Raw genomic sequence first — 20,875 nt, 5'->3', positions numbered from 1 at the left:
AGATAGTGGGAGTTCGGGGCATACTTAAATTAAGGTCTTCATGGCTTTTGGTAAACAGGTTTCATAATCGTAATAAGGAATTCTGACCAATTTTCATTTTCCTAAAAATCGTAATTGATATTTTTTGGTAAGGATTCAACCTTTAATTTCATCCACTCTCCATCAACCTTAATAACGACGATGTGATTATCCTTATCATAGAAAATAGTACCATCATCACTGTTTTTTAGTGATTTGTAGTTGACATTCTTAGCACTCTCGCTATAATTTGTTTCGTCATCACCCTCTGGTTGTTCTTTTCTAATGTTATCTACGCCAATTTTCCCTAAGGATAAGGTATTTGTTAATTGTAAAGAGCCGTAAAAGATAGCCTTATCTCTTCCGAAAAGAAAAGAATGTTGTCTTACGTCAGAACCAATGCGAAACCAATTATAGGTAGCATCTGAATGTCCCCATAATGGGCTGTAATAATACATCTCAGCCACAGGTCTTCCTTCTTCAAAATGTTTGTTTACCAGCATTGTAATTCTCGATTTATCGTCACTGGCATAGCCTTCAAAAACATGAAATCCCCAACGTTTTTTGTTTTTTTCTATGCTATTACCTCTCACCTGTATCATATATGGTGTACTTAAAATACCGTCGACAGTGGTATACATTGGAGTAAGTTTGGGGTCAAATCCGAAATAGTATCCTTTCTCACTCCACTTATTCCAGGTACTGTCTATATCAGATGATATAGTGGTTCTGTAGGCATTAGTTACTGCCGAACCTTTGGAAATTTTAAAATACTTATCATGGGTTGATTTAGTATTATGCTGGCCATATCCAAATTTGGAAATAAAAAGAAATGCTGTCAAGATTAATCCAAGTTTCATAAGATTTTATTTTTTAATAATACGGTTACCTGTTTCCAATATAAAGTTTGAACTAAATCTAAGAGGTTTTTAGGGCTTTTATCCGTAGATGCCTTTAGGTAAATATTAATGTGTTAGTTTTTAAGCTTAACTATGAAATAGGCGACAATTAAATTAGGCACCCAACACAACCAAGCGACGATACGATAAGCCGGAAGGAAGTCTCCCAAGGCAATGGTGAGCAAGGGTAGCCATATTCTTAGGGTAACAGCCGCAAAACAGGTGGCATAGCTGTATATCATGAAGTTTTGATGCTGTAGCACATTACCGTTTTTGATGGCTTTAAACCCCATAGCTGTGGTGCTCAGCCACACTAGACCTAAACCGATAAAGCCCGTTTGACTTATAAGTCCACCGGTTGCGTGAAATCCTATATAAATGCCACAGAACCCACTTATTAAGACAGCAAGCATATAGACGGTCCCTATTCTTCTATGCCATATTAAGTGCCGTGTTCTGAGCTTCAAACTAAACTGACTCCAGCCAATGAGAAGTGCTAAACCGCCTAAAAGGATGTGCACATAAAAAGCCGCGTTCCATAAAGTGGCAGCTAACAGTTCTGGAGACTTAGAACCTAACAAACCAAAACGTCTATCAATAAAAAAGTAGATTAAGGGATAAAGTCCAATAAGGATACATAATAAAACAAAAAGGTACCAAGTAAGTTTTTTGAGCAGGCTTTTCATTTAAACGGGTTATAATTATTGCTTAGCTGTCACTTCATTTACTCATAAAAATATGCATTAATTCCGGTTTAATAAACGCACTATTTTCAAGGCAATAGCTGGGGTAATGCGTATTTATTTTCCTGATGCCAGCACCCTGAATCATGCGAAATAAAAGAAATAAGTCCTGCTGATATTAGCGTCAATACAGGAAAATACTTCTTGCAAAAGAAGTAAACAAGAGATAAAGTTTTAAATATTATGTAAGGTTTCGAATGCTATTTTCCAAGAATCGTCAGCTTGTCTTTTCCAGACAATGATGTACGTCCCAAGATTTTTAACAGTGTCCTTGGTTTCCTTATTAATGAAAATTTCATTGAAGCTATTATAAGAAATGGCCATATCGTCAGTTTCTATAATTGTGGGCTCGCCCCGGTCAATCAGCTGAATATTGTATTTCGCATAGATCTCTTTCCATTGTGCTTTAAAGGCGTCCTTTTTTATCAATTCAATGGGAGCGTCTGGATAAATGGCTGTAAACTCATCCTGATAAAAATCCATCCAATCATAATCAAATCTTTCATAGACTTGATAGAGGCTGTCAACCTGTGTTTTGATTTTATTTTTAATTTCAGCCGATGATGTTTTAGGATTTTCTTTTGGCTGGCATCCGATAGTGAAAGAAAAGAGTAAGGTCAGAAGAAATAGATTTATGGCTTTAAAAAGTGTCATGATTGTTGATATTAATGTTTCTAATATGCTGATATCCTTTAAGTCTATCCAAGGATTTTATAATCTAATCTAACATTTTTTTATAGTTTTAATAGCATAATAAGTCTCAATCGTTCAATCAAACACCGACTTGCTTTCTTCTTAATGTTTCCACAGAAAACCCTAAGGATGGAATTTATATATGAGAATTTAATTTAAAAAATAATGAACAAGTACTCCCGCAAAATAACCCACTAAAGCCAACCAACTTATTCTTTTCAGATACCAAATGAAATCGATTTTAAGAATTCCCATAATGGCCACCCCAGAAGCAGAACCTATGATTAACACACTGCCGCCGGTTCCGGCACAGTAGGCCAGTAGCTCCCAGAATAAATGGTCTGGAGGATATGTGCTTAAAGGGTACATTCCCATGGCTCCTGCCACCAAAGGCACATTATCCACTATAGATGAAACTAATCCTATAACCACATTGATGACATAAATATCACCAAAATTTTGGTCAAGGATAGTAGCGAAATCACTTAAATGCCCAGCGGTCTGCAAAGCAGCCACGGCCAAAAGAATTCCTAGGAAAAAAAGGATACTGGTGGTGTCTACTTGTCGGATGATACCTGACACCGTTAGGGCTTGACGGTGTTTGTCAGCTTTGTTTTTATGCATAAACTCCGTTACCACCCAAAGCACGCCCAAACTAAAAAGCATGCCCATAAATGGAGGTAAATGCGTGAAGTTTTTGAAAATAGGCACAAAAAGTAAACCTGCTATGCCCAACCATAGTACCAAATTGGATTCAAATTTATTGGTAAGCACTGCATGCTCGTTTGTTTCCGTTTTGCTTGGCTGCGACACATTGCCACTTTTGATAAAAGAAAGGATAATCAATGGAACAGCTAAACATATAATACTCGGCAAAATAATACTGGAAATAATATTGGCAGCTGTAATTTGTCCACCTATCCACAGCATAATGGTGGTAACATCTCCAATAGGCGACCAAGCACCACCTGCATTGGCAGCGATAACCACTATACCTCCAAAAAACCATAAGTCTTCTTTTTTCTTAACTAGTTTTTTTAGCAAGGTTGCCAGTACTATGGATGTAGTCAGATTGTCCAAAACAGAAGAAAGAATGAATGTAACGATGCTCAATATCCAAAGTAATTTAACCCTGTTGGTCGTTTTTATTTTGGAGGTAATCACCTCAAAGCCGTTGTGGGTGTCAATTAACTCAACAATGGTCATTGCGGCCAATAAAAAAAATAGGATTTGAGCTATTTCTCCGAGATGGTGGATGATATTTTCTTCAAAGAAGTTCTCGCTTAGGCTGGTCTGAAAAATTTGTTCTTGACCTAATACCAGAATTGCCCAACAAACGACCCCTGTAAGAACGGCAGATGCCGCCTTGTCAATACGGAGAGGATGTTCAAGTGCGATGAAAAAGTAGCCAATGACAAAGGCTAGGAGGAGTAAAATATACATTGATTAATTATTTAGGAGCATCGAAGTATGGAGTGATGCCATTCTAAAGCAAATGGACATTCGCTTATCCCTCTTACTAAGGAATAAATGTAGTTGGAAAAATATCTTTTCCAAAGTTTTTTTTTCGACAAACATAAGCACTGCTAAAATCTAGTACTTAGTGTTTTAGTATAGATGGCTTAAGCGGGTATTACGTTTTGTGTTTACGGATTATTCTGGAGAGATTGGCATGTTTTTCTTGCGTATTATGAGACATAATTATACAACCATTTTTAGACCAGAATGGGCTTGAATGGGTTTTCATTTTTAGCTTATATCTGTAAGAATAAAAATTTATAAATGCTGTCTTTTCCTCTCGATACTGGGCTTTATAGAAGGCATTTAATTCTATTCTTGATAATCTGTACGCTGCTTAGGCCAATGCCAAGCCAAATAAACAATAATCAATGTAATTATGCTTTCCACTATGGCGTAAAAAGCATAAAATGCCTGCCATGGTGTAAAACTATTAAAGGCTATGAGAAGCATCATTGCGGTATATAACACACCAAAAACAATGTTCATCCATTTACTAATACTGGGTTTTAAAATTATGGAAAGGGCTATCATACAGGCGGGTATGGCTAACACTATGGAGGCCGCGAATAGTTTAGTAGGGCTGTCTAACATATGGTCTCCACTTATGAGACTATCCATTTTTCCTGGTGTATAGAATTCGAAATAGTCGCCGTATACGTAACAGAACATCAGTGATGTCCAAAGAGCGGCGAGTTTGATTTTGATATTGACCTTTTGATTTTCTAACATGGTGGTGGGCTTGGGTTGGGTTATGTTCTAGGCTAGATGCGGTGCTGTGAGATGAGGTTGCTTTTACCTGATTTCAAGATATTGAACTTTAGGGGTATACAAGGATGAAGACAATATTTACTTTACGTCTAGAACACTAACTATTTATGTGGGATTATTGCTATTTTTAGACTACTTAAACCCAAAGATTTGAATACTAAAAAGTCTCTATTCTTTATCCTCTCTGTTCTTGTTTTGTTCTTTTCAGGCATAAGGCCTACTTCAGATTCCGATTGGTTAAGTTATAATGGAGGAGATGACAGAAATCATTTTTCAAGTCAGCATCAAATAAACACCGAAAACGTTAAAACGCTTAAGGAAGCTTGGCGATATGCTTCCGGTGGTGCGGATGTTGCTACCAATAAAACCCAAATGCAATGTAACCCCATTATTATTGATGGGGTGCTTTATGGTGTTTCTGCAGGTTCTCAGGCCTTTGCGATAGACGCAAAAACAGGCCAAGAAATTTGGAAAACCAACATCCAAATTGAAACATTTAATATGACTAGCCGTGGTTTAACTTATTGGACAGACGGTAAGGAAAGTCGTATTTTCTTTGGTTATGGAGCTTATTTATATGGCCTGAATGCTAAAAATGGTCAGCCCATTACATCATTCGGGAAAAAAGGGAAAATCTATCTGGTGGATGGTGTTAGAAGGCCGGGTGCCGATGAATATTTATCCGTAAATACGCCAGTGGCGGTTTATAAGAACATGCTTATTGTGGGCAGTCGTTTGGCGGAATCTGCTACAGCACTTTTAGGAGATATTCGAGCATTTGATGCCATTTCTGGCAAACTAATCTGGACGTTCCATACCATTCCTAAGCCAGGAGAGTACGGTTATGAGACCTGGGAAAAAGACAACTACCAAAACTTGGGAGGAGCAAATAACTGGATGGGCATGGCGATTGATGCAAAACGGGGAATTGTTTTTGCTCCTACAGGTTCAGCGGCATTCGATTTTTATGGTGGAAACAGAAAGGGAGATAACCTTTTTGCCAACTGTTTAATTGCCTTAGATGCTAAAACAGGAAAGAGACTCTGGCATTTCCAGACCGTTCATCATGATATTTGGGATAGAGATATTCCTGCTCCGCCAAACCTTTTTACGATAAATAAAGACGGGAAAAAGATAGATGTAGTTTCGGTATTAAGTAAGCAGGGTTTTGTTTTTGTTTTCGACAGGGAAACAGGAAAATCAATTTTTCCTATAGAAGAAAGGGCGTTTCCTAATTCTATTATTCCAGGAGAACAAGCTGCTGCTACGCAGCCTATTCCGCTTATCCCTGCACCATTTACACGCCAAAGTTTTACAGAGAAGGACATCAGTTATTTGGCAGAAAATAAGGAAGAAATAAGAGATACCCTGCGGAATGCCAATTCTGGTCAGCCTTTTATTCCATTAGGTTTTAAGAAAACCATATTTTACCCAGGAACAGATGGCGGTGCCCAGTGGGGTGGAGCTGCCGTGGATGAAAACGCAGTGATGTACATTCCTGCCAAGCAGAATCCTGTTTATAGCAGTTTGAGACCGGTAACCAAACAAGCTGGACAAAGTACAGGGAAAATGCTTTATACCCAAAAATGCCAAACATGCCATGGTGAAAACTCCGAAGGAAATGAGGACGGAACGATTCCGGGTATTTTGAATATTACGAAGCGGATGAAAACCGATAAGTTTTATCAAATTCTTAAAAAAGGACGTGGACGAATGCCTTCTTTTTCTCAGATTTCTGATACCGAAAGAAAAGCTATTTTGAACTATCTGAACGGTCAAAACGAAACGGTGAAAAGTGATTCTGAGGATACCAAAACAGAATATGTAGGTACGGGTTATAATAGATGGTATGATAGTCATGGCTACCCTGTGAGTAATCCGCCATGGGGTACGCTGACCGCTATTAATATGCATTCTGGAGAGCATTTATGGCAAGTGCCATTAGGAGAATATCCAGAGTTAACCGCCAGAGGAATACCGCTCACGGGAACAGATAATTACGGTGGTCCTGCCGTTACGGCTGGAAATCTCATTTTTATTGCAGCCACCAAAGATGAAATGTTTCGTGCTTTTGACAGACGAACGGGCGAGCTGCTTTGGCAAGCTAAATTACCAGCAGCGGGCTATTCCTCTCCTAGTGTTTATGCGGTAAATGGTAAACAATATGTGGTGATAGCTTGTGGTGGTGGCAAGCTAAAAACAAAATCAGGAGACTTTTATGTGGCTTTTGCCTTACCCTGATGATGTTCTTTTTTAGGAGCTTTTGTGTGGATGTAGTGTCTTCTTAAATTTCTAAACTTTGAAAGTTCATTAATGTTTCTTGATGGTCTGTAAACAACCCTCAAATACTGGTGGTAGTGGCTATTTTTACTTTCTGATTTCTTATGACTAGATTGCAAAATTAACAGGCTATCCGGCTTACATATGCAACAAAACATTAAGGAATTATTATCAAATCTTGGCTCAGAGCTGTTTGGGACGTTTTAGCCTTTCATGGGTGTGCAAATTTCTATCAAGAAACCATTATTATCTCTGAGGTACCCCACTTTTTGTCCCCACGGTTTTGTTTCGATAGGCTCAAACAATTTCGCACCTTCGTCTATGGCCTTTTGAAAATCGGTCTCAATGTTTTCTGTGCTGAACACCATTTCTACACCAAAAGGCTTGGCGGCGTCTGATATTCTTTCAAATCCAAATTTGAAATTAGCAGCTCCTAAGACCAAGGAGGCAAAGGCAATCGTGGTTTCACCGGATATTAGTTCGGCGTAGTCTTTTTCGGGAGAAATGAATTTCTGACTAAAGCCAAAGGCATTTTCATAGAAGCTTATGGTGGCTGCCACATTTTCTACATAAAGAATGGTATAAGCGTATTTCATATTTTGAAGATGTTATAATCCAAGGTAATTAATTCATCCCAAACACACCCGTTTTAAATGCAAAAAGCAAAGACGAATCTATGCTTTTTTTGAAACTTATAATATTAAGTTTGGGCTAACTGTATGTTCATCGATTCAATTGTATCTGGTATCTTCTTATTTGTTTTCCAAGTTAAATTTTGGGTTGTCACATACCAAATATGCGGTGTGCGTGACACCCATAAACCAATCCTATTTTGTTGATAGATGGCTGGTTATTAACAGGAAAGTTTACGACTTGGATACAATCTCTGTTTATCGGTGGTCTTATCGCTTTATTCTGTCTTCTCCGGCAATATTTATAACACCTGAGCCATCTACCAGCCATTTTTCATCTTTCTGTACCAGTTTTATTTTTAGCTTGAAATCTTCTGAAGAGTCCTTTCCTTTAACGGTAATAAAGGCAGCATCAGGCTCGATTTTCTCTAACTCAAATCCAGCATCTGGGTAATCTTGCCCATCAAAAATAGGGTCGAAGCCTAAACCAAACTCTGGGTCCACTTCTTCCATAAGTTTTTTCACCTCAGTTTTGAAGTTTTCCGTAACGTTAGATTGGCGTTCTACCCAATCCACCAGACTGGTCTCTGAGTTTTCGTTACAGAATTTGACGTAATTATTGATGAAATTAAGGGCTATTTTATCGTCCGGAACGGGAGCTTCTTCCTGAAAAATAGGTGCTGTTTCTTCCCTGACCACAGTGGCTTTTTTAGACGACGTGTTGTCACAAGAGAACAAAATGAATGCAAGTACGATGATGATAGGTTTCAAAATAGGTTTTTTAGTATATGGCAGTCTTTGCCTTATAATGCTTAGGGTTTTCCGAGTCAAATTTAAGCTTAATTCTATGTTTTCATTTTAGAAGTTCGCATATTTTAACCTTAAAGATTTTATGTCTACTGAAATGAAATTCATTATTGGACTCTAGCCTTCTTAGCGGCGACTATTTTTCCTGTAAATTCCTTTAACCCGCTTTATGCATTAGAAAATCTCCCAATTTTATCGGGACCGTAGCTAAATTGCTTCAAATCAGTTCGTAAACGCACTTAAATTTAGTCATCAGAACCCTTCGACAAGCTTAGGGTAGACCGCTATGCTAATCTCCTTTAAATGCCTGATTTATTCCACTTAAAAACTCATTACGATTCTCCAATGCATATACCGGGTTTAAATAATGATGTTCTAAGATTTAGTATAATATCATTAATGGAATTACTTTTTTAAAACCATAAATTCTGTAAATCAGATCATTACTTTCATCTTTGTGGCATGGATTCATTTTGGCTTAAGATAATAATGATGCCCCTGATAATTGCCAGTGTAACATTGGCAGCTAGAAAATGGGGAAATGTGATAGGTGGTGTTATTGCGGGTATGCCATGGGTCGGAGGTGCCATTCTTTATTTTATAGGCATGGAACAAGGCGAGGTCTTTATGATGAAAGCCATTCCAGGCGTTTATGTTGGACTTATAGGTTGGTTAAGTTTCTGTATGACTTATATCGTGATGGGCCAGCGTTTTTCTGCCTTTTTTAGTCTGCTTTCTGGTATGTTGTCTTATATGTTGGTAGGTTCACTTTTTAGAAATTATACCAATAGTATTTCAGTAGTAGGATGGTTTTTAGTGATGATCTGTCTATGTGTATTGTCTTTGACGAACTTTCCGGTTGTAAAGCGAATAGGAAAAAAAGAACCTAAAGATATTCGTTTTGAGATTCCCCTTCGCATGATCATGATAACTGCTTTTGTGCTCACCATCACTTATTTTGCAGAGCTTTTAGGGCCAAATTGGAGTGGTATTTTAACGCCATTTCCTGTCATGACGGCTACTTTAGCTGTTTTTACACATTATACGCAAGGCATGTATCAGGTAAGACTAGCTTTGGTAGGCATGTACACAGGTGTTATTGGTTTCTCTGTTTTTCTTATTTCCATAGCTTATTTTATTCCTACTATGGGTGTAGGGGCTGGTTTTTTAATTGGTTTGGCCATGAATGTGATGGCAACGCTGAGTGCTAAATTTCTTTTTACTCGTTTTCAATTGGTTTAGCGTAAACATAAACCGTGAGTTTAATGGAACTGTTTAAATAATAAAACTCGATTATATGAAGCATATCGTAAATGATGGGTTTCCTTATTATGTAGAACTTACTGGTGAAGGCCATTTTAAAGAGGCTTTTGCTTCAAATGACATCTTTACTTTTTTGGATACCATAAGTGAAAAACATGCTTCTTTTAGGTATGCAGAAGGAAAATGGAGCATCAAGCAGATAGTGGGTCATATAACAGACCACGAACGCATTATGATGTATAGAATTTTGAGGTTTAGCAGAAAAGACAACACACTTTTGTCTGGCTATGACCAAGACCTGATGGTGGATAATAGTAGATTTGATGAATCGAGTTTTGAGAGCCTTTGCACCGATTTTAAAAATGTAAGAGCGGCATCTTTAAGTTTTATATCCTCTTTGTCCGATTCACAGCTAGCACTTATGGGTAAGGTGTGGAAATATGAACTAAGTGTGGAAGGCTTTCTAAAAGCCACTATCGGCCATCAAAAGCACCATTTTAATATTTTAAAAGAAAGGTATTTTTGATATACTCAACCTTGGGGTATAAAAAAGCGGTACCCATTGGCACCGCTTTTTTTGTGATTATATCATCTTAAAGTTTAGCAGCGGTTGGCCTTCAATAGAGGCTACCAAATGGTCTCCTTTGTGTATTTGACCTGTACCCGTAGCTGGAGTTCCTGTAAAAATAAGGTCTTCTGGATAGAGGGTCATAAACTTAGAAACGAAGGCTATAATTTCCGCAAAGTTGTAAATCATCAAACTGGTGTTACCTGTTTGAAGCTCTTTACCGTTGATTTTCAAATCGAAATTAATATTGCCTAAATCGGTAAATTCTGCAATAGGCTTGAAAGTAGATAAGGGTGCACCACCGTCAAAACCTTTACCTAAATCCCAAGGACCCTTTCCTTCTCTAGATGCATCAAAGATGTCTTTAGCCGTAAAATCTATCCCTATTCCTATTTCCGAAATATAAGAGTTGGCTTCGGACTCACTAATGTCTTTACCTGTTTTACCTATTTTAATAACCAGTTCTGCCTCATATCTCAGGTCTTTTGTGAAAGATGGATACGATACGTCTTTGTTGCGTGTTACTAAACTGGATTCAGGTTTTGAAAATATAATCTGATGGCCATTTTTATTGGCATCGATTTCTTCAGCACTGTTTACATAGTTTTTGCCTATCGCTAAAATTTTCATTTTTTGTTTTTGAAATGGGTTGTTAACTAAAAAATTTGACGGTCTAATCTATGTTTATATCGTAAATCAAAACGGCCTTGCCACCCTCACACTTTACACCTTCTGGTGGTGTACTAATGGAACAGTCGCTTGTGATACTCCATTTAGTGTTAAAGGCTTTTTCGGCTTCTTGATGTGCTTTTACCATAGAAAGAAAAAGAGTTAAGTCTATGGTTTTGGAGTAGGCTATGTAGCCTTGAGGTCCACCACAGGCCTTGTTTCCATATTCTGTAAATGCCCAAGTGAAGCTGTTTTCACAGGTAACGCTTTCTGCCATTGCTTTTATAGCTGTAAACTGATTTTGCAGTTGCTGGGCTTCTTCTTGCTGACTTAGTCCTGAGTCTTTATCACAAGAAAAAATAGCCAATAAAATTATAAAAAATCCGAATGCTTTCATTTTCATTTTGAAATGTAACCTCATTAGAAATTGTGATTCCAAATCAGTTTATTAAATCCCCTCTATCTGTAAATTTTCTTCCGTCTCGTCTTCATAGTTGATTTCTGGATAACCAAAGCCAAAGAGGTTGAGAAAGCCTTCTTTATAGCCTGGCAAATCTCCCAAAGCAGGTAAAGTTTCGGTATTGGCCTTTAACCATAGTGCCGCCACTTCTTCCTGTACGTCCGGTCTCATTTCCCAGTCGTCTATTCTTATTCTGCCTTTTTCGTCTGTTTGTAGAGTTCCTTCACCAAAAAGTCTGTCTTCATAAAGACGGTGAATTTGCTCTATACAACCCTCATGAATACCTTTTTCCTTCATCACTTTATACAATAGTGAAATATAAAGTGGTATTACCGGGATGGCGGAGCTGGCCTGTGTCACCAAAGCTTTGTTGACAGATACGTAGGCTTTACCTCCAGTAGAGCTTAGTTTTTCGGTGATTTTAAAAGCCGTTTCTTCCAAATGGTCTTTGGCTCTACCAATGGTTCCTTTTCTGTAAACGGCTTCTGTTAAACTTGGCCCAACATAAGAATAAGCTACGGTTAGTGCGTTTTCTGAAAGTGCGTCTGCAGCCATTAAAGCATCTATCCACATTTCCCAGTCTTCGCCTCCCATTACGGCTACCGTGTTTTCTATTTCTTCCTCACTTGCAGGGCCAATGCTTATTTCTGTAACATTTCCTGTATGGAAATCCACGGTTTTATTGGTGAAAGTGCCTCCAATTGGCTTTAGCACCGAGCGATGAAGCACCTCTGTATCTGGATGCTTTCTTACAGGAGAAGCCAAACTATAAATAACCATGTCAATTTTGCCTAAATCGGCTTTGATAAGTTCAATGGTTTTGTCTTTTACTTCTTTAGAAAATGCATCTCCATTTACGCTTTTGGCGTAAAGACCTTCTTTTTCTGCTTCCTGATGTAAGGCAAGACTATTGTACCAGCCTGGTGATGCTGTTTTTCCTACCTGTGGTGGTTTTTCAAAAAACACACCGATGGTGCTAGCCTTAGAGCCAAACGCACTACTTATTCTAGAAGCTAAACCAAAACCTGTAGAAGCTCCTATGACCAATACTTTTTTAGGTCCTTCTATCTCTTTCTTAGATTTAACGTAAGCTATTTGGTTTAATACCCCCTGCTCGCAGCCCTTTGGGTGGGATGTCAAACAGATGAATCCTCTCATTCTTGGTTCTATAATCATACAGAGTCTCTTATTTTTTTGCAACGTTATTTTATTAACGCTACGGCTGAATTTTATTTAATTGGTCTGAAATATTATTTTGTTCTTCTATTTCAGGCTACAAATATGCTAATTCCACCTAAAAGTATCTATAAAGCTTCTCGATTTAAAAGCTTATTCATGCTTATTATAAATAGGCTTTTGCCCAAGCTTTATTCTTAAACCCAGATTATGCGTTGGGGAATCGTTATGAATAGTTAAAATTCAATAAATCAGACAATTAAAGGAAATTGGCATAGCAGGGCTATGATGATTTCCTTTAATTAGGTTTACGCCTGCACTGAGCCTGACGGACGTGAACTGATTTGTGTTATACTGAGCTTGCCGATGGGAAGCAATTTAGCTAAGGTCCCGATAAAATCGGGAAATTGCCTAATGCATAAAGCGGGTTATAAAGCTCTTTCTATAATGCCAAGGTATTTCGTGCTCCAGATTTAGTTCTTGTGCAGCATTTATAGCGAAATATGGATTTCGTAATTGCTCTCTTGCTATGACCACTAAATCCGCTTTTCCATATACTTATGATGTCATTCGCTTGGATGGCGTCCGATATTCCAGCAGAATTAACTCATCGGTATTTCCATCAGTAACACCTCTGCATCTTGACTAGTCGCTTTGATATCTAATTTTTCTACATCCCATATTCCAAAACCATCTCTTGTTTTAAGAGCTTGATTGTTAATGGTAATATCACCTTTTAATACGAAAGCATAAACACCGTTTGCTTTGTCTTTTAAATTATAGCTAGTTTCAAAATTCTCGTCAAATTTCCCAAGATGAAACCAAGCGTTTTGATGAACCCATACACCTTCGTCTTCAGGGTTTGGAGATAGAATCTGCTGTAAGTTATTTCTTCTATCGGCTGTGTTCAGTGTGATTTGGTCGTATCTCGGGGTTACGTTTCTTTTGTTAGGGAAAATCCATATCTGAAGAAATTTTACGGCCTCACCTTTATTTTTATTGTATTCGCTATGTGTTACACCCGTTCCAGCACTCATTACTTGGATATCTCCTTTTCTAATAACGGTGGTGTTTCCCATGCTATCCTGATGTTCTAAGTCTCCTTCTAAAGGAATACTTACGATTTCCATATTATCATGAGGGTGTCTTCCAAAGCCCATTCCACCACTCACCACGTCATCATTAAGTACTCTTAAAACGCCAAATTTCATTCTCTCTGGATTATGATAGTTAGCAAAACTAAAAGTATGATGAGAGTTTAACCATCCGTGATTTGCCACGCCTCTTGTTTCTGCTTTGTGCAATACTGTATTAGCCATAATAGTTGATTTTGTATTCGGAATATGATTGAATCTTAAAGTGTCAGCGTTTTGGGTAACTGCGGCATCGGCCTTAAGAACACTTCCTGCAGATGCTATCACGGTACTACCTAAAATTCCTTTTCTAATAAATTCGCTCCTATTCATGAATTGTTGTTTGATTAATTTCTAATACAAATCTATAACAGGGGGTAGGTCATTTGCATTGACCTAGTTCAAGAAAACGAGTAACTCTAAAATTATTTTTTCAGCTTTCTTTTTCTTAAGCGGCTCAGGAATTCGGCTGAAATGCCAATATAAGAGGCTATGAGATGCTGAGGAACACGCTGTGGCAGGCTTGGATATTTTAAAAGGAAGTTGTCGTAACGTTCATCTGCAGTAAGGGCAATGTTCTCAAAAAGCCTTTCTTGGTAAGTGGAGAGGTGACGCTGCACCATGAGCCTAAACATCTTTTCTAAGGCAGGATATTTAGTTAGCAGGCTTTCTTTAGCCTGTGGTGTGAGTATAAGAAGCTCCACCGATTCTATGGTTTCAATGAACATTTTAGTTGGCGTTTGTTCTTGGAAACTGGTGATATCACTTACCCACCAATTTTCTGTGGCAAAAGTGAGTATGACTTCAAAACCATTCTGGTCAATAAAATAGGTTTTTATACAACCTTCTATAATGAAGGCTTCAAATTTACAGACATCGCCCTTGTGAAGCAGGATAGTCTTTTTAGGATGCTTTACCGTTTCGAAATAGCTCAGTATGTCCTCATAGTCTCCAGACTGCAGTGGAACACATTGGTTGAGGTATTTTAGTAAATGGCTATGCAAATAAATAAATTTTAGAATTATGATGGCTAAAGATAGCTTTTTAGGGTATATAAACTGGAAATTATTTTGTCGGAATTCTTGAAGCATTTTTTTTGCAAAGATTTAGAATTGTTCGTTTCTGAAAGATTCATTGTTTCTTAATCCTGATATTTAGTACCATGTGCTATCTTTAAAAGTGGTTAGATTGAATCTTTATTGATGCCCTAAAGTGCACAATGTCGATAACGACGGACTAAGAGTCTAAGCTTATCGAAGGCAAAACCTTTTTTTATATTATTGAAGATATGGTTTATTTGAGAGGTTATAAATATTTGACTATAAATTCACTAAATCTATATTTATATTGAACTCAAGTTTTAAAGTAAGCAGTATAAACCGCTTAGTCAGTCTAGACGTAAGTTAGAATAACTTAAAACACAAGAATATGAAATTTAACAGAAAAGCAAGTGCTAACTGGAAAGGCACAGGAATGGAGGGAACGGGTTTAATAAGTACTCAAAGTACAGTTTTAAACAATACAACGCTCTCTTTTAAAACGAGATTTGAAGAAGGAGTGGGTACCAACCCTGAAGAGCTTTTAGGTGCCGCTCATGCAGGGTGTTTTACTATGCAACTTAGTTTTCTGATTTCGGAGGCTGGTTATGTACCTACCAATTTGGATACTAAAGCTACTGTATATTTTGAGGATGGATCTATTCCTAAAATCGAATTGGATTTGGTAGGGGAGGTTCCAAATATCACAAAAGAGGAGTTTGAAACTTTGGCTAAAAAAGCCAAAGAAGTTTGCCCTGTTTCTAAATTAATTAAAGCCGAAATAATTCTGAAATCAGAGTTAAAGTAGGTCTAACTTTAAGAGGAATGTGTTTAAAACACATTCCTTTTTTGTTTTGTAAGTTTCTGGGTATTTCTTCTTCCTTTTTATATGGTATGGTTACATTTTTCTAAATATTCTAAATGAATTTTCAGGTGTGGTATTAAGCTTTTATGCATGAAATTTTACGTTTTTTTTAATGTTATTTCATTAAAAATCAATAGTTTCATTATCCTTAACAACCTAAAGAGCATTTGAATGGAAAAATCTAGTGAAATGGCATCGCCCTCTTTTATTTTCGGTGTCGCCATAGTGTTAATTTGCGTAGGAATTGGCTTCGGTTATTATAAGTATAATAAAAGCAGCACAGCATCTTATCTGATAGAAAACGGGGCTTCCGTTAAAGGTGTAGTCACAGCACTTTCAGCAAGCATTAAAGATTTGGATAAGACCTATCACTATACCTTGGAATATCAATGGGAGGGAGAGACCTTTGTTTATGAAGCTTCCTTTAAATTTGAAGAATATAAAATGGGGCAGGAGCTTATACTTCTAGTCAATCCTAAAGAGCCAGAAAATGCCATCATCAACAGCGATTCTGATATGCAAAAAGGAAGCTATCTATGGTCAATCATTTTGATTGGATTGGGTGTTTTTATTTTCAATTTGGGTATAAAGAGAAGGAATCTTGTCAATTAAGTATCGATTCAAGTGGAATTTACCAATTGAAATTTCAAAATAGCTAAACTAAAATGTCATGGAAATTATCGCAAAAGTATTAATTGGTCTGGTGGCCGTGGAGCATATTTATATTCTTTGGATGGAGATGTTTGCCTGGGAAACAAAAGGAAGGGCTACTTTCAAAGGAGCCATGGCACCAGAAATGTTTAAACCAACCAAAGGTATGGCGGCTAATCAAGGTCTTTATAATGGTTTTTTAGCAGCTGGTCTTATTTGGTCTTTACTTATTCAGAATGCAGAATGGTCAAAAAACGTGTCTATTTTCTTTTTAGGCTGTGTGGCTATAGCAGGAATTTTTGGAGCATTAACGGCTAGTAAGAAGATTTTCTTTGTTCAAGCCAGTCCAGCTTTATTGGCTTTAGGTTTTGTCATTTTGAGCTCGTAATTCAGGTTCTGATAGGGATAAGTTCCGGCTGAGAAAGGTTTTGCTCTTTTGATTTTCCTAAAAGTCGATGGATTAAAGACAAGAATCCGTTTTCATAACAAAATATTTCGGCAAGTGATAAATTTTATGCAAATTGTATGGTCTTAAAACGAGGTACTTAACCCATTCCCTATGCCGAAAATAGAAATAAACGGATGCCAATATCATTATGAAAAAAATGGTGATGGAAAAGAAATTATAATGCTTTCACATGGCCTTTTATGGAGCAAAAAAATGTTTTATAAACAAGTGGCTCATTTTAGTAAGAATTACACCGTGATCACTTATGACCATAAAGGACAAGGGGAATCTGAAATTTCAGAAACCGGTTACGACATGGAAAGCCTTTATGAGGATGCCGTGGCATTGATAGAGAAATTGGAACTTGGCAAGGTTCATTTTGGGGGTTTATCCATGGGTGGTTTTGTGGCGATACGTTTGGCGGCTAGAAGGCCGGATTTGGTGAAATCATGCATTCTTATGGAGACTTCTGCTCAGGCGGAGCCTAATAAATCTAAATACACATTGCTCAACACCATTGTAAAAATGATGGGTGTAAACGTGGTGACCAAACCTGTTATGAAAATCATGTTTGGTAAGACTTTTCTGTATGATATAGATAGAATAGAAGAACGGAAGGAATGGATAGCGGAGCTTCAAAAAAATAAGAAAAGTATAGTTAAAGCCGTAGAAGGGGTAATAGTTAGAAAAGGAGTGGAAGAAGAATTGGGAAACATTAAATGCCCCACGCTTATTTTAGTAGGCACAGAAGATGTGGCCACTACACCTGAAAAAGCCGAGTTTATGCATGAAAACATTCCTCAGTCTAAATTGGTTTATATCCAGAATGGCGGGCATTCTTCGTCTATTGAAGAGCCTGTGGCTTATAATGAAGCTATTGAGTCCTTTTTAGAAAATATTTAAGTAATCAGCTTCCCAAAGCGTATGCAGGTGATGTTTGATGAAAACTTATGATGGATGAGTTTGTTGTATTATATATGATACTTATTGCTTCAATTTGGTAGAAAAACAAAATTCCTTGTTCGATTTACAAGAGGATGTTTCTAGTGAAAGTAGTGAAAAATGGAATGTTCTAAGGTTTTTAGGAGAAAGTACCCGAAGAGAATTAAATATGAGATGAAAAAGAGATAATTCTTGGTTTCTATTTGGGAATTAAGACATGGGACTGGACTAATTACAGTAAAGAGTTTGCAGTAAAAGAGCATTTCGCTTATGGCTACCGTTAAATGCATTAATTTGCTATGTGCGTAATCCGGACTTATGGTATGCCATTTACCACAATGAACGAAGAACATTTTAAATGCTTTGAAGAAGAAAACGGTATAATGCTCAAATGAGCTGGTATGGCTATGCCGTTAAAGACTAGACCTGTGTTGAGACCCACTTCAATCATTACATAATATACTCCCCATCAATACTTTGTATGGGTTCAGGGAGGTTGGATTCTCCCAATGTTTGAAGCATATTGATTTCAATGGTTCTTGTGATGGAGTTTAATGGAACTCCACTAGCGATATCCTCAAAGGGGTTAAGCAATGATTCGCCAATCTTATGTGTAGTTAAGAAAACATATCCTAATAAAGTTCCTGCGGCAATTGACCAAATGCCTATCGATTTGGCGGTAACTATAGTAACGAATACCACAAAAAACCAGATAAAGAAACGCGTATAGTAATTATAGGTAGTCGGGAAAACGGTGTTCGATATTCGCTCTGCTTTTCCCATTTCATTACAAAAGCTAACCTGTATGCTGTTTAAAGCTTGAAATTTAAAACCATCAAGCTCTTTAAGCTCGTATAAATGATTAAGGTCTCTTGTCTGTAGGTTTAAAAGGGCGTTTGCTTTGTTGGCATGCTGATTAACGTAGTGAATATCTTCAGAAGAAATATACTTTTCAAATTCGTTTTCATCCGATTTTCTAAGATTTTGTTTTAAAGCATAAAGGAAAGAAATATGTCTGTAAATAGCTGTTTTAACTTTTCCGTCTCTGTCAATGGTATCTGTATTTGGAAAATGTAGCATTGCTCTCGTCCATGTTCTGGAGTCGTTGACCAAGGCACCCCAAACTTTCCTGGCTTCCCACCATCTATCGTAAGCTTGGTTATTATTAAAACCAATAAAAAAAGCCAACGCTGTACCTAAAACGGAAGGAATCAAAACTAGAATTTCAAAGTCTGGGTGGGTAATCCTAACCAAGTAATAAGATAATACGCAGGTTACTATATTAAAGACAAAGTGTTTCCAAGTGCCAGAAATGATTCGGGTGATACTGATATTCTTTGAGATGATCATTTATTGCGTTTCTTTTAGATGGGTCTTGTCGGTTTGGCAAAATACAAAATGATTGGCTTAAACCCGGTTTCTGCATTGGAGAATCGTAATGAGTTTTAAATTGGAATAAATCAGACATTTAAACGAGATTAGCATAGCAGTTTACCCTGAGCTTTTTGTGGAAGGGTTCTGGTGATTGAGTTTAAATGGGTTTACGCCTGCACTGAGCCTTCCGAAGTGAACTGATTTGAAGCAATTTAGCTACGGTCCCGATAGCTATCGGGAGATTTTCTAATGAATAAAGCGGCTTAAAAACGTTTTTTAAAACTAGAGGAACTCTAGAAATCCTGAGCCTTAATAAACTATCGATAATAAGCAGTTTTTATTTGATTTTAATAGTGCCATTTCGGTATAAATCTAAGGCATTTTTAAGAAGAAGTTCAATCGTTTTAATGGGTAAATCTTCGGTGGGTTTTACCGTAAAGGTCTTCATTCTAGCCCGTGTTCCGGCTACCAGTTCTGGGTGATTAAGGAGTCTTCCTTCCACAAAAAGAAGGTAGGGCTCATCTGTTTTTTTGTCTGTCCATAAGTAACAAAACATCTTCTTTTTGAAACAGAAACAAGGCATGCCATACTTTGTAGTTTCCGTAATATTAGAATCTTGGGAGAGAATAATGCTTCTTAAAGCCAATAAACAACTTTTGTTAGGCTCTGCTTTGTTTAAATAATAATTGTCGTTGTCAAGGGTCACTTTTTTTGAATTTGATTTACTTATAATTTAAACAATTTGGGAATCTTAATCCAATGAAACAATAAAATGCTTTTGCAAAAACTCCTTTACTTGAGTTTTACAAAAGCATCTTAAATGAACGAAAAATGTAATGCTCTATCATTACAACAATCATACTATTATATTGGGCGTTCTCTATTATTCATTACAGATGGTTAATGCCATATTTTGCCTTTAATACCAAATAGAATTTTAACTTTATTAATTTTTCTAAACGGAGATGGCGTCTGGTTTTAATTTGTAATAGTAGGAGTACGAAATCATGAGAATACCCAGAACTATCAAAGGAAACACGGCTTCTAGACCAAACCCATCAACGGCCCAATGGCTAACAGAAGCAAAAAGGAAATCAAACACAAAACCAGCATAAGCCCACTCTTTCAAACGCTTTGGTATTTGAGGAATGATGAGAATAAGTGCTCCTAATACTTTAAAAACGGTTAAAGTAATGCCAAAATAAGGGGGGTAGCCCAAATGACTAATACCTTCTTTTGCCATGTCGGTCTGAGATGTTAATGCAGGCATTACTCCTTCAAACAGAAATATGAGACTCGTGGTAACCCAAAAGAATATTTTCTCTTTTTTCATTTAGTTGCAGATTTCTCCTGATTAATATTGTCCATTGATTGATTAAAACTTAATTCGGTGCCCCTCATTATTTGGTATTGTGATTAAACATCCATCTAACGCCAAAGCGGTCTGAAAGACAACCCCAATAGTCTCCCCAAAACATATCTTGAAGTGGCGTTATATCTGTGGCTCCTTCAGATAAGGCCTTAAAAAGACCTTCTGTTTCTTCTCGAGTATCGGGTTCTAAATTAATGATGGTGTTATTGCCTATTTCCAGTTTATGTCCCATAGACGCCAACATATCGGTTGCCATTAGTCTAAAACCTCCTAAAATAGGTAGACAAATATGCATAATCATTTCCAGTTCATTTTCAGGAAATGGAGGCATGCCTTCTTGTGAAGCAATGTCTCTATTGTACATAATAGGGCCTTCAAATTCTGTTTTGAAAACTGATTTATAAAAGTTAAAGGCTTCTTCGGTATTACCTTGAAAGTGGAGATAAATAGATACGTTTGACATGTTTTTTTCGGTTGATTAATTATTGAAATACAAATTTCATCATTAAAGCTATCTTTAATCTTGTGAAAAAACGACAAAAAAGAGGGCGTTTGC

23 protein-coding genes are annotated in these 20,875 nt (G+C 37.1%); 7 read left to right on the top strand and 16 right to left on the bottom strand.

Going from position 1 to position 20,875, the window contains the following annotated elements; all coding sequences use genetic code 11:
* Positions 1 to 101: 101 nt before the first annotated feature.
* From ACSBFT_RS07060 to ACSBFT_RS07040, 5 genes are all read right to left on the bottom strand, one after another.
* Positions 102 to 878, bottom strand: a complete 777-nt coding sequence (locus ACSBFT_RS07060) for a hypothetical protein (RefSeq protein WP_489604058.1) — start codon at positions 876 to 878, stop codon at positions 102 to 104.
* Between the two features lie 113 nt (positions 879 to 991).
* Entirely contained in the window at positions 992 to 1,603 is a 612-nt protein-coding gene (locus ACSBFT_RS07055) for a DUF2306 domain-containing protein (RefSeq protein WP_489604057.1), read from the bottom strand.
* A gap of 231 nt (positions 1,604 to 1,834) precedes the next feature.
* Positions 1,835 to 2,314: a YybH family protein gene (locus ACSBFT_RS07050; RefSeq protein ID WP_489604056.1), complete on the bottom strand. Its 480-nt coding sequence runs from the start codon at positions 2,312 to 2,314 to the stop codon at positions 1,835 to 1,837.
* A 189-nt stretch (positions 2,315 to 2,503) separates the two neighbouring features.
* The gene (gene nhaD / locus ACSBFT_RS07045) at positions 2,504 to 3,796 is read right to left on the bottom strand and encodes a sodium:proton antiporter NhaD (protein WP_489604055.1); all 1,293 of its coding nucleotides are present in this window, start codon (positions 3,794 to 3,796) and stop codon (positions 2,504 to 2,506) included.
* Positions 3,797 to 4,183: 387 nt separating this feature from the next.
* Positions 4,184 to 4,603 carry a DUF6326 family protein gene (locus tag ACSBFT_RS07040; RefSeq protein ID WP_463047933.1) on the bottom strand — a complete coding sequence of 140 codons (420 nt, stop codon included), beginning with the start codon at positions 4,601 to 4,603 and terminating at the stop codon, positions 4,184 to 4,186.
* 189 nt (positions 4,604 to 4,792) lie between these two features.
* On the opposite strand from ACSBFT_RS07040, the gene ACSBFT_RS07035 reads away from it, so the two are divergent.
* Positions 4,793 to 6,883, top strand: a complete 2,091-nt coding sequence (locus ACSBFT_RS07035) for an outer membrane protein assembly factor BamB family protein (protein WP_489604054.1) — start codon at positions 4,793 to 4,795, stop codon at positions 6,881 to 6,883.
* A 242-nt stretch (positions 6,884 to 7,125) separates the two neighbouring features.
* On the opposite strand, the gene ACSBFT_RS07030 is transcribed toward ACSBFT_RS07035, so the two are convergent.
* A complete protein-coding gene (locus ACSBFT_RS07030) occupies positions 7,126 to 7,518 on the bottom strand; it encodes a VOC family protein (protein ID WP_463047935.1) in 393 nt (130 codons plus the stop codon).
* Between the two features lie 306 nt (positions 7,519 to 7,824).
* Positions 7,825 to 8,325: a YqhG/Tai3 family protein gene (locus ACSBFT_RS07025; protein WP_489604053.1), complete on the bottom strand. Its 501-nt coding sequence runs from the start codon at positions 8,323 to 8,325 to the stop codon at positions 7,825 to 7,827.
* 525 nt (positions 8,326 to 8,850) lie between these two features.
* On the opposite strand from ACSBFT_RS07025, the gene ACSBFT_RS07020 reads away from it, so the two are divergent.
* Together ACSBFT_RS07020 and ACSBFT_RS07015 are read left to right on the top strand one after the other, a co-directional pair.
* Entirely contained in the window at positions 8,851 to 9,603 is a 753-nt protein-coding gene (locus ACSBFT_RS07020) for a hypothetical protein (RefSeq protein ID WP_489604052.1), read from the top strand.
* 55 nt (positions 9,604 to 9,658) lie between these two features.
* Entirely contained in the window at positions 9,659 to 10,150 is a 492-nt protein-coding gene (locus tag ACSBFT_RS07015) for a DinB family protein (RefSeq protein ID WP_489604051.1), read from the top strand.
* Positions 10,151 to 10,207: 57 nt separating this feature from the next.
* Here the strand turns inward: ACSBFT_RS07015 and ACSBFT_RS07010 are convergent, their stop codons facing one another.
* From ACSBFT_RS07010 to ACSBFT_RS06990, 5 genes are all read right to left on the bottom strand, one after another.
* Positions 10,208 to 10,822: a fumarylacetoacetate hydrolase family protein gene (locus ACSBFT_RS07010; protein ID WP_489604050.1), complete on the bottom strand. Its 615-nt coding sequence runs from the start codon at positions 10,820 to 10,822 to the stop codon at positions 10,208 to 10,210.
* Positions 10,823 to 10,865: 43 nt separating this feature from the next.
* Positions 10,866 to 11,258: a hypothetical protein gene (locus ACSBFT_RS07005; RefSeq protein ID WP_463047941.1), complete on the bottom strand. Its 393-nt coding sequence runs from the start codon at positions 11,256 to 11,258 to the stop codon at positions 10,866 to 10,868.
* Between the two features lie 51 nt (positions 11,259 to 11,309).
* Positions 11,310 to 12,497, bottom strand: a complete 1,188-nt coding sequence (gene fabV, locus ACSBFT_RS07000; protein ID WP_489604049.1) for an enoyl-ACP reductase FabV — start codon at positions 12,495 to 12,497, stop codon at positions 11,310 to 11,312.
* A 602-nt stretch (positions 12,498 to 13,099) separates the two neighbouring features.
* Positions 13,100 to 13,816, bottom strand: a complete 717-nt coding sequence (locus ACSBFT_RS06995; RefSeq protein WP_463047960.1) for a pirin family protein — start codon at positions 13,814 to 13,816, stop codon at positions 13,100 to 13,102.
* Positions 13,817 to 14,055: 239 nt separating this feature from the next.
* On the bottom strand, positions 14,056 to 14,721 hold the full coding sequence (locus tag ACSBFT_RS06990) for a Crp/Fnr family transcriptional regulator (RefSeq protein ID WP_489604048.1): 666 nt from the start codon (positions 14,719 to 14,721) through the stop codon (positions 14,056 to 14,058).
* Between the two features lie 337 nt (positions 14,722 to 15,058).
* On the opposite strand from ACSBFT_RS06990, the gene ACSBFT_RS06985 reads away from it, so the two are divergent.
* The 4 genes from ACSBFT_RS06985 (at position 15,059) to ACSBFT_RS06970 (ending at position 17,534) form a co-directional block, all read left to right on the top strand.
* Positions 15,059 to 15,475, top strand: a complete 417-nt coding sequence (locus ACSBFT_RS06985; protein WP_489604047.1) for an OsmC family protein — start codon at positions 15,059 to 15,061, stop codon at positions 15,473 to 15,475.
* A gap of 228 nt (positions 15,476 to 15,703) precedes the next feature.
* A complete protein-coding gene (locus ACSBFT_RS06980; RefSeq protein WP_463047945.1) occupies positions 15,704 to 16,144 on the top strand; it encodes a DUF3592 domain-containing protein in 441 nt (146 codons plus the stop codon).
* A 58-nt stretch (positions 16,145 to 16,202) separates the two neighbouring features.
* Positions 16,203 to 16,571, top strand: a complete 369-nt coding sequence (locus ACSBFT_RS06975; RefSeq protein ID WP_489604046.1) for a DUF1304 domain-containing protein — start codon at positions 16,203 to 16,205, stop codon at positions 16,569 to 16,571.
* A 171-nt stretch (positions 16,572 to 16,742) separates the two neighbouring features.
* On the top strand, positions 16,743 to 17,534 hold the full coding sequence (locus ACSBFT_RS06970) for an alpha/beta fold hydrolase (protein ID WP_463047947.1): 792 nt from the start codon (positions 16,743 to 16,745) through the stop codon (positions 17,532 to 17,534).
* Positions 17,535 to 18,023: 489 nt separating this feature from the next.
* On the opposite strand, the gene ACSBFT_RS06965 is transcribed toward ACSBFT_RS06970, so the two are convergent.
* The 4 genes from ACSBFT_RS06965 to ACSBFT_RS06950 all read right to left on the bottom strand — a co-directional run bounded on the left by ACSBFT_RS06965 (position 18,024) and on the right by ACSBFT_RS06950 (position 20,782).
* Entirely contained in the window at positions 18,024 to 18,923 is a 900-nt protein-coding gene (locus tag ACSBFT_RS06965) for a bestrophin family protein (RefSeq protein WP_489604045.1), read from the bottom strand.
* A gap of 361 nt (positions 18,924 to 19,284) precedes the next feature.
* Positions 19,285 to 19,653, bottom strand: coding sequence for a DUF1801 domain-containing protein (locus ACSBFT_RS06960; RefSeq protein WP_489604044.1), 369 nt, complete (start codon positions 19,651 to 19,653; stop codon positions 19,285 to 19,287).
* A 249-nt stretch (positions 19,654 to 19,902) separates the two neighbouring features.
* A complete protein-coding gene (locus tag ACSBFT_RS06955) occupies positions 19,903 to 20,280 on the bottom strand; it encodes a DoxX family protein (protein WP_489604043.1) in 378 nt (125 codons plus the stop codon).
* 67 nt (positions 20,281 to 20,347) lie between these two features.
* Positions 20,348 to 20,782, bottom strand: coding sequence for a VOC family protein (locus ACSBFT_RS06950; protein WP_463047951.1), 435 nt, complete (start codon positions 20,780 to 20,782; stop codon positions 20,348 to 20,350).
* Between the last annotated feature and the right edge of the window lie 93 nt (positions 20,783 to 20,875).

It is taken from the genome of Arcticibacterium sp. SM2516 (genome assembly GCF_057914865.1).
This window is presented reverse-complemented; position numbering and strand designations above follow the sequence as displayed.

Bases quoted from the DNA above. Each gene is read 5' to 3' on its own strand.
- ACSBFT_RS06995 (WP_463047960.1), bottom strand. From the start codon at position 13,816: ATGGCTAATACAGTATTGCACAAAGCAGAAACAAGAGGCGTGGCAAAT.
- nhaD (WP_489604055.1), bottom strand. From the start codon at position 3,796: ATGTATATTTTACTCCTCCTAGCCTTTGTCATTGGCTACTTTTTCATC.
- ACSBFT_RS07015 (WP_489604051.1), top strand. From the start codon at position 9,659: ATGAAGCATATCGTAAATGATGGGTTTCCTTATTATGTAGAACTTACT.
- ACSBFT_RS06965 (WP_489604045.1), bottom strand. From the start codon at position 18,923: ATGATCATCTCAAAGAATATCAGTATCACCCGAATCATTTCTGGCACT.
- ACSBFT_RS06990 (WP_489604048.1), bottom strand. From the start codon at position 14,721: ATGCTTCAAGAATTCCGACAAAATAATTTCCAGTTTATATACCCTAAA.
- ACSBFT_RS07055 (WP_489604057.1), bottom strand. From the start codon at position 1,603: ATGAAAAGCCTGCTCAAAAAACTTACTTGGTACCTTTTTGTTTTATTA.
- fabV (WP_489604049.1), bottom strand. From the start codon at position 12,497: ATGATTATAGAACCAAGAATGAGAGGATTCATCTGTTTGACATCCCAC.
- ACSBFT_RS06955 (WP_489604043.1), bottom strand. From the start codon at position 20,280: ATGAAAAAAGAGAAAATATTCTTTTGGGTTACCACGAGTCTCATATTT.
- ACSBFT_RS06975 (WP_489604046.1), top strand. From the start codon at position 16,203: ATGGAAATTATCGCAAAAGTATTAATTGGTCTGGTGGCCGTGGAGCAT.
- ACSBFT_RS07020 (WP_489604052.1), top strand. From the start codon at position 8,851: ATGATGCCCCTGATAATTGCCAGTGTAACATTGGCAGCTAGAAAATGG.
- ACSBFT_RS07005 (WP_463047941.1), bottom strand. From the start codon at position 11,258: ATGAAAGCATTCGGATTTTTTATAATTTTATTGGCTATTTTTTCTTGT.
- ACSBFT_RS06970 (WP_463047947.1), top strand. From the start codon at position 16,743: ATGCCGAAAATAGAAATAAACGGATGCCAATATCATTATGAAAAAAAT.
- ACSBFT_RS07040 (WP_463047933.1), bottom strand. From the start codon at position 4,603: ATGTTAGAAAATCAAAAGGTCAATATCAAAATCAAACTCGCCGCTCTT.
- ACSBFT_RS07010 (WP_489604050.1), bottom strand. From the start codon at position 10,822: ATGAAAATTTTAGCGATAGGCAAAAACTATGTAAACAGTGCTGAAGAA.
- ACSBFT_RS07060 (WP_489604058.1), bottom strand. From the start codon at position 878: ATGAAACTTGGATTAATCTTGACAGCATTTCTTTTTATTTCCAAATTT.
- ACSBFT_RS07050 (WP_489604056.1), bottom strand. From the start codon at position 2,314: ATGACACTTTTTAAAGCCATAAATCTATTTCTTCTGACCTTACTCTTT.
- ACSBFT_RS06980 (WP_463047945.1), top strand. From the start codon at position 15,704: ATGGAAAAATCTAGTGAAATGGCATCGCCCTCTTTTATTTTCGGTGTC.
- ACSBFT_RS06985 (WP_489604047.1), top strand. From the start codon at position 15,059: ATGAAATTTAACAGAAAAGCAAGTGCTAACTGGAAAGGCACAGGAATG.
- ACSBFT_RS07030 (WP_463047935.1), bottom strand. From the start codon at position 7,518: ATGAAATACGCTTATACCATTCTTTATGTAGAAAATGTGGCAGCCACC.
- ACSBFT_RS06950 (WP_463047951.1), bottom strand. From the start codon at position 20,782: ATGTCAAACGTATCTATTTATCTCCACTTTCAAGGTAATACCGAAGAA.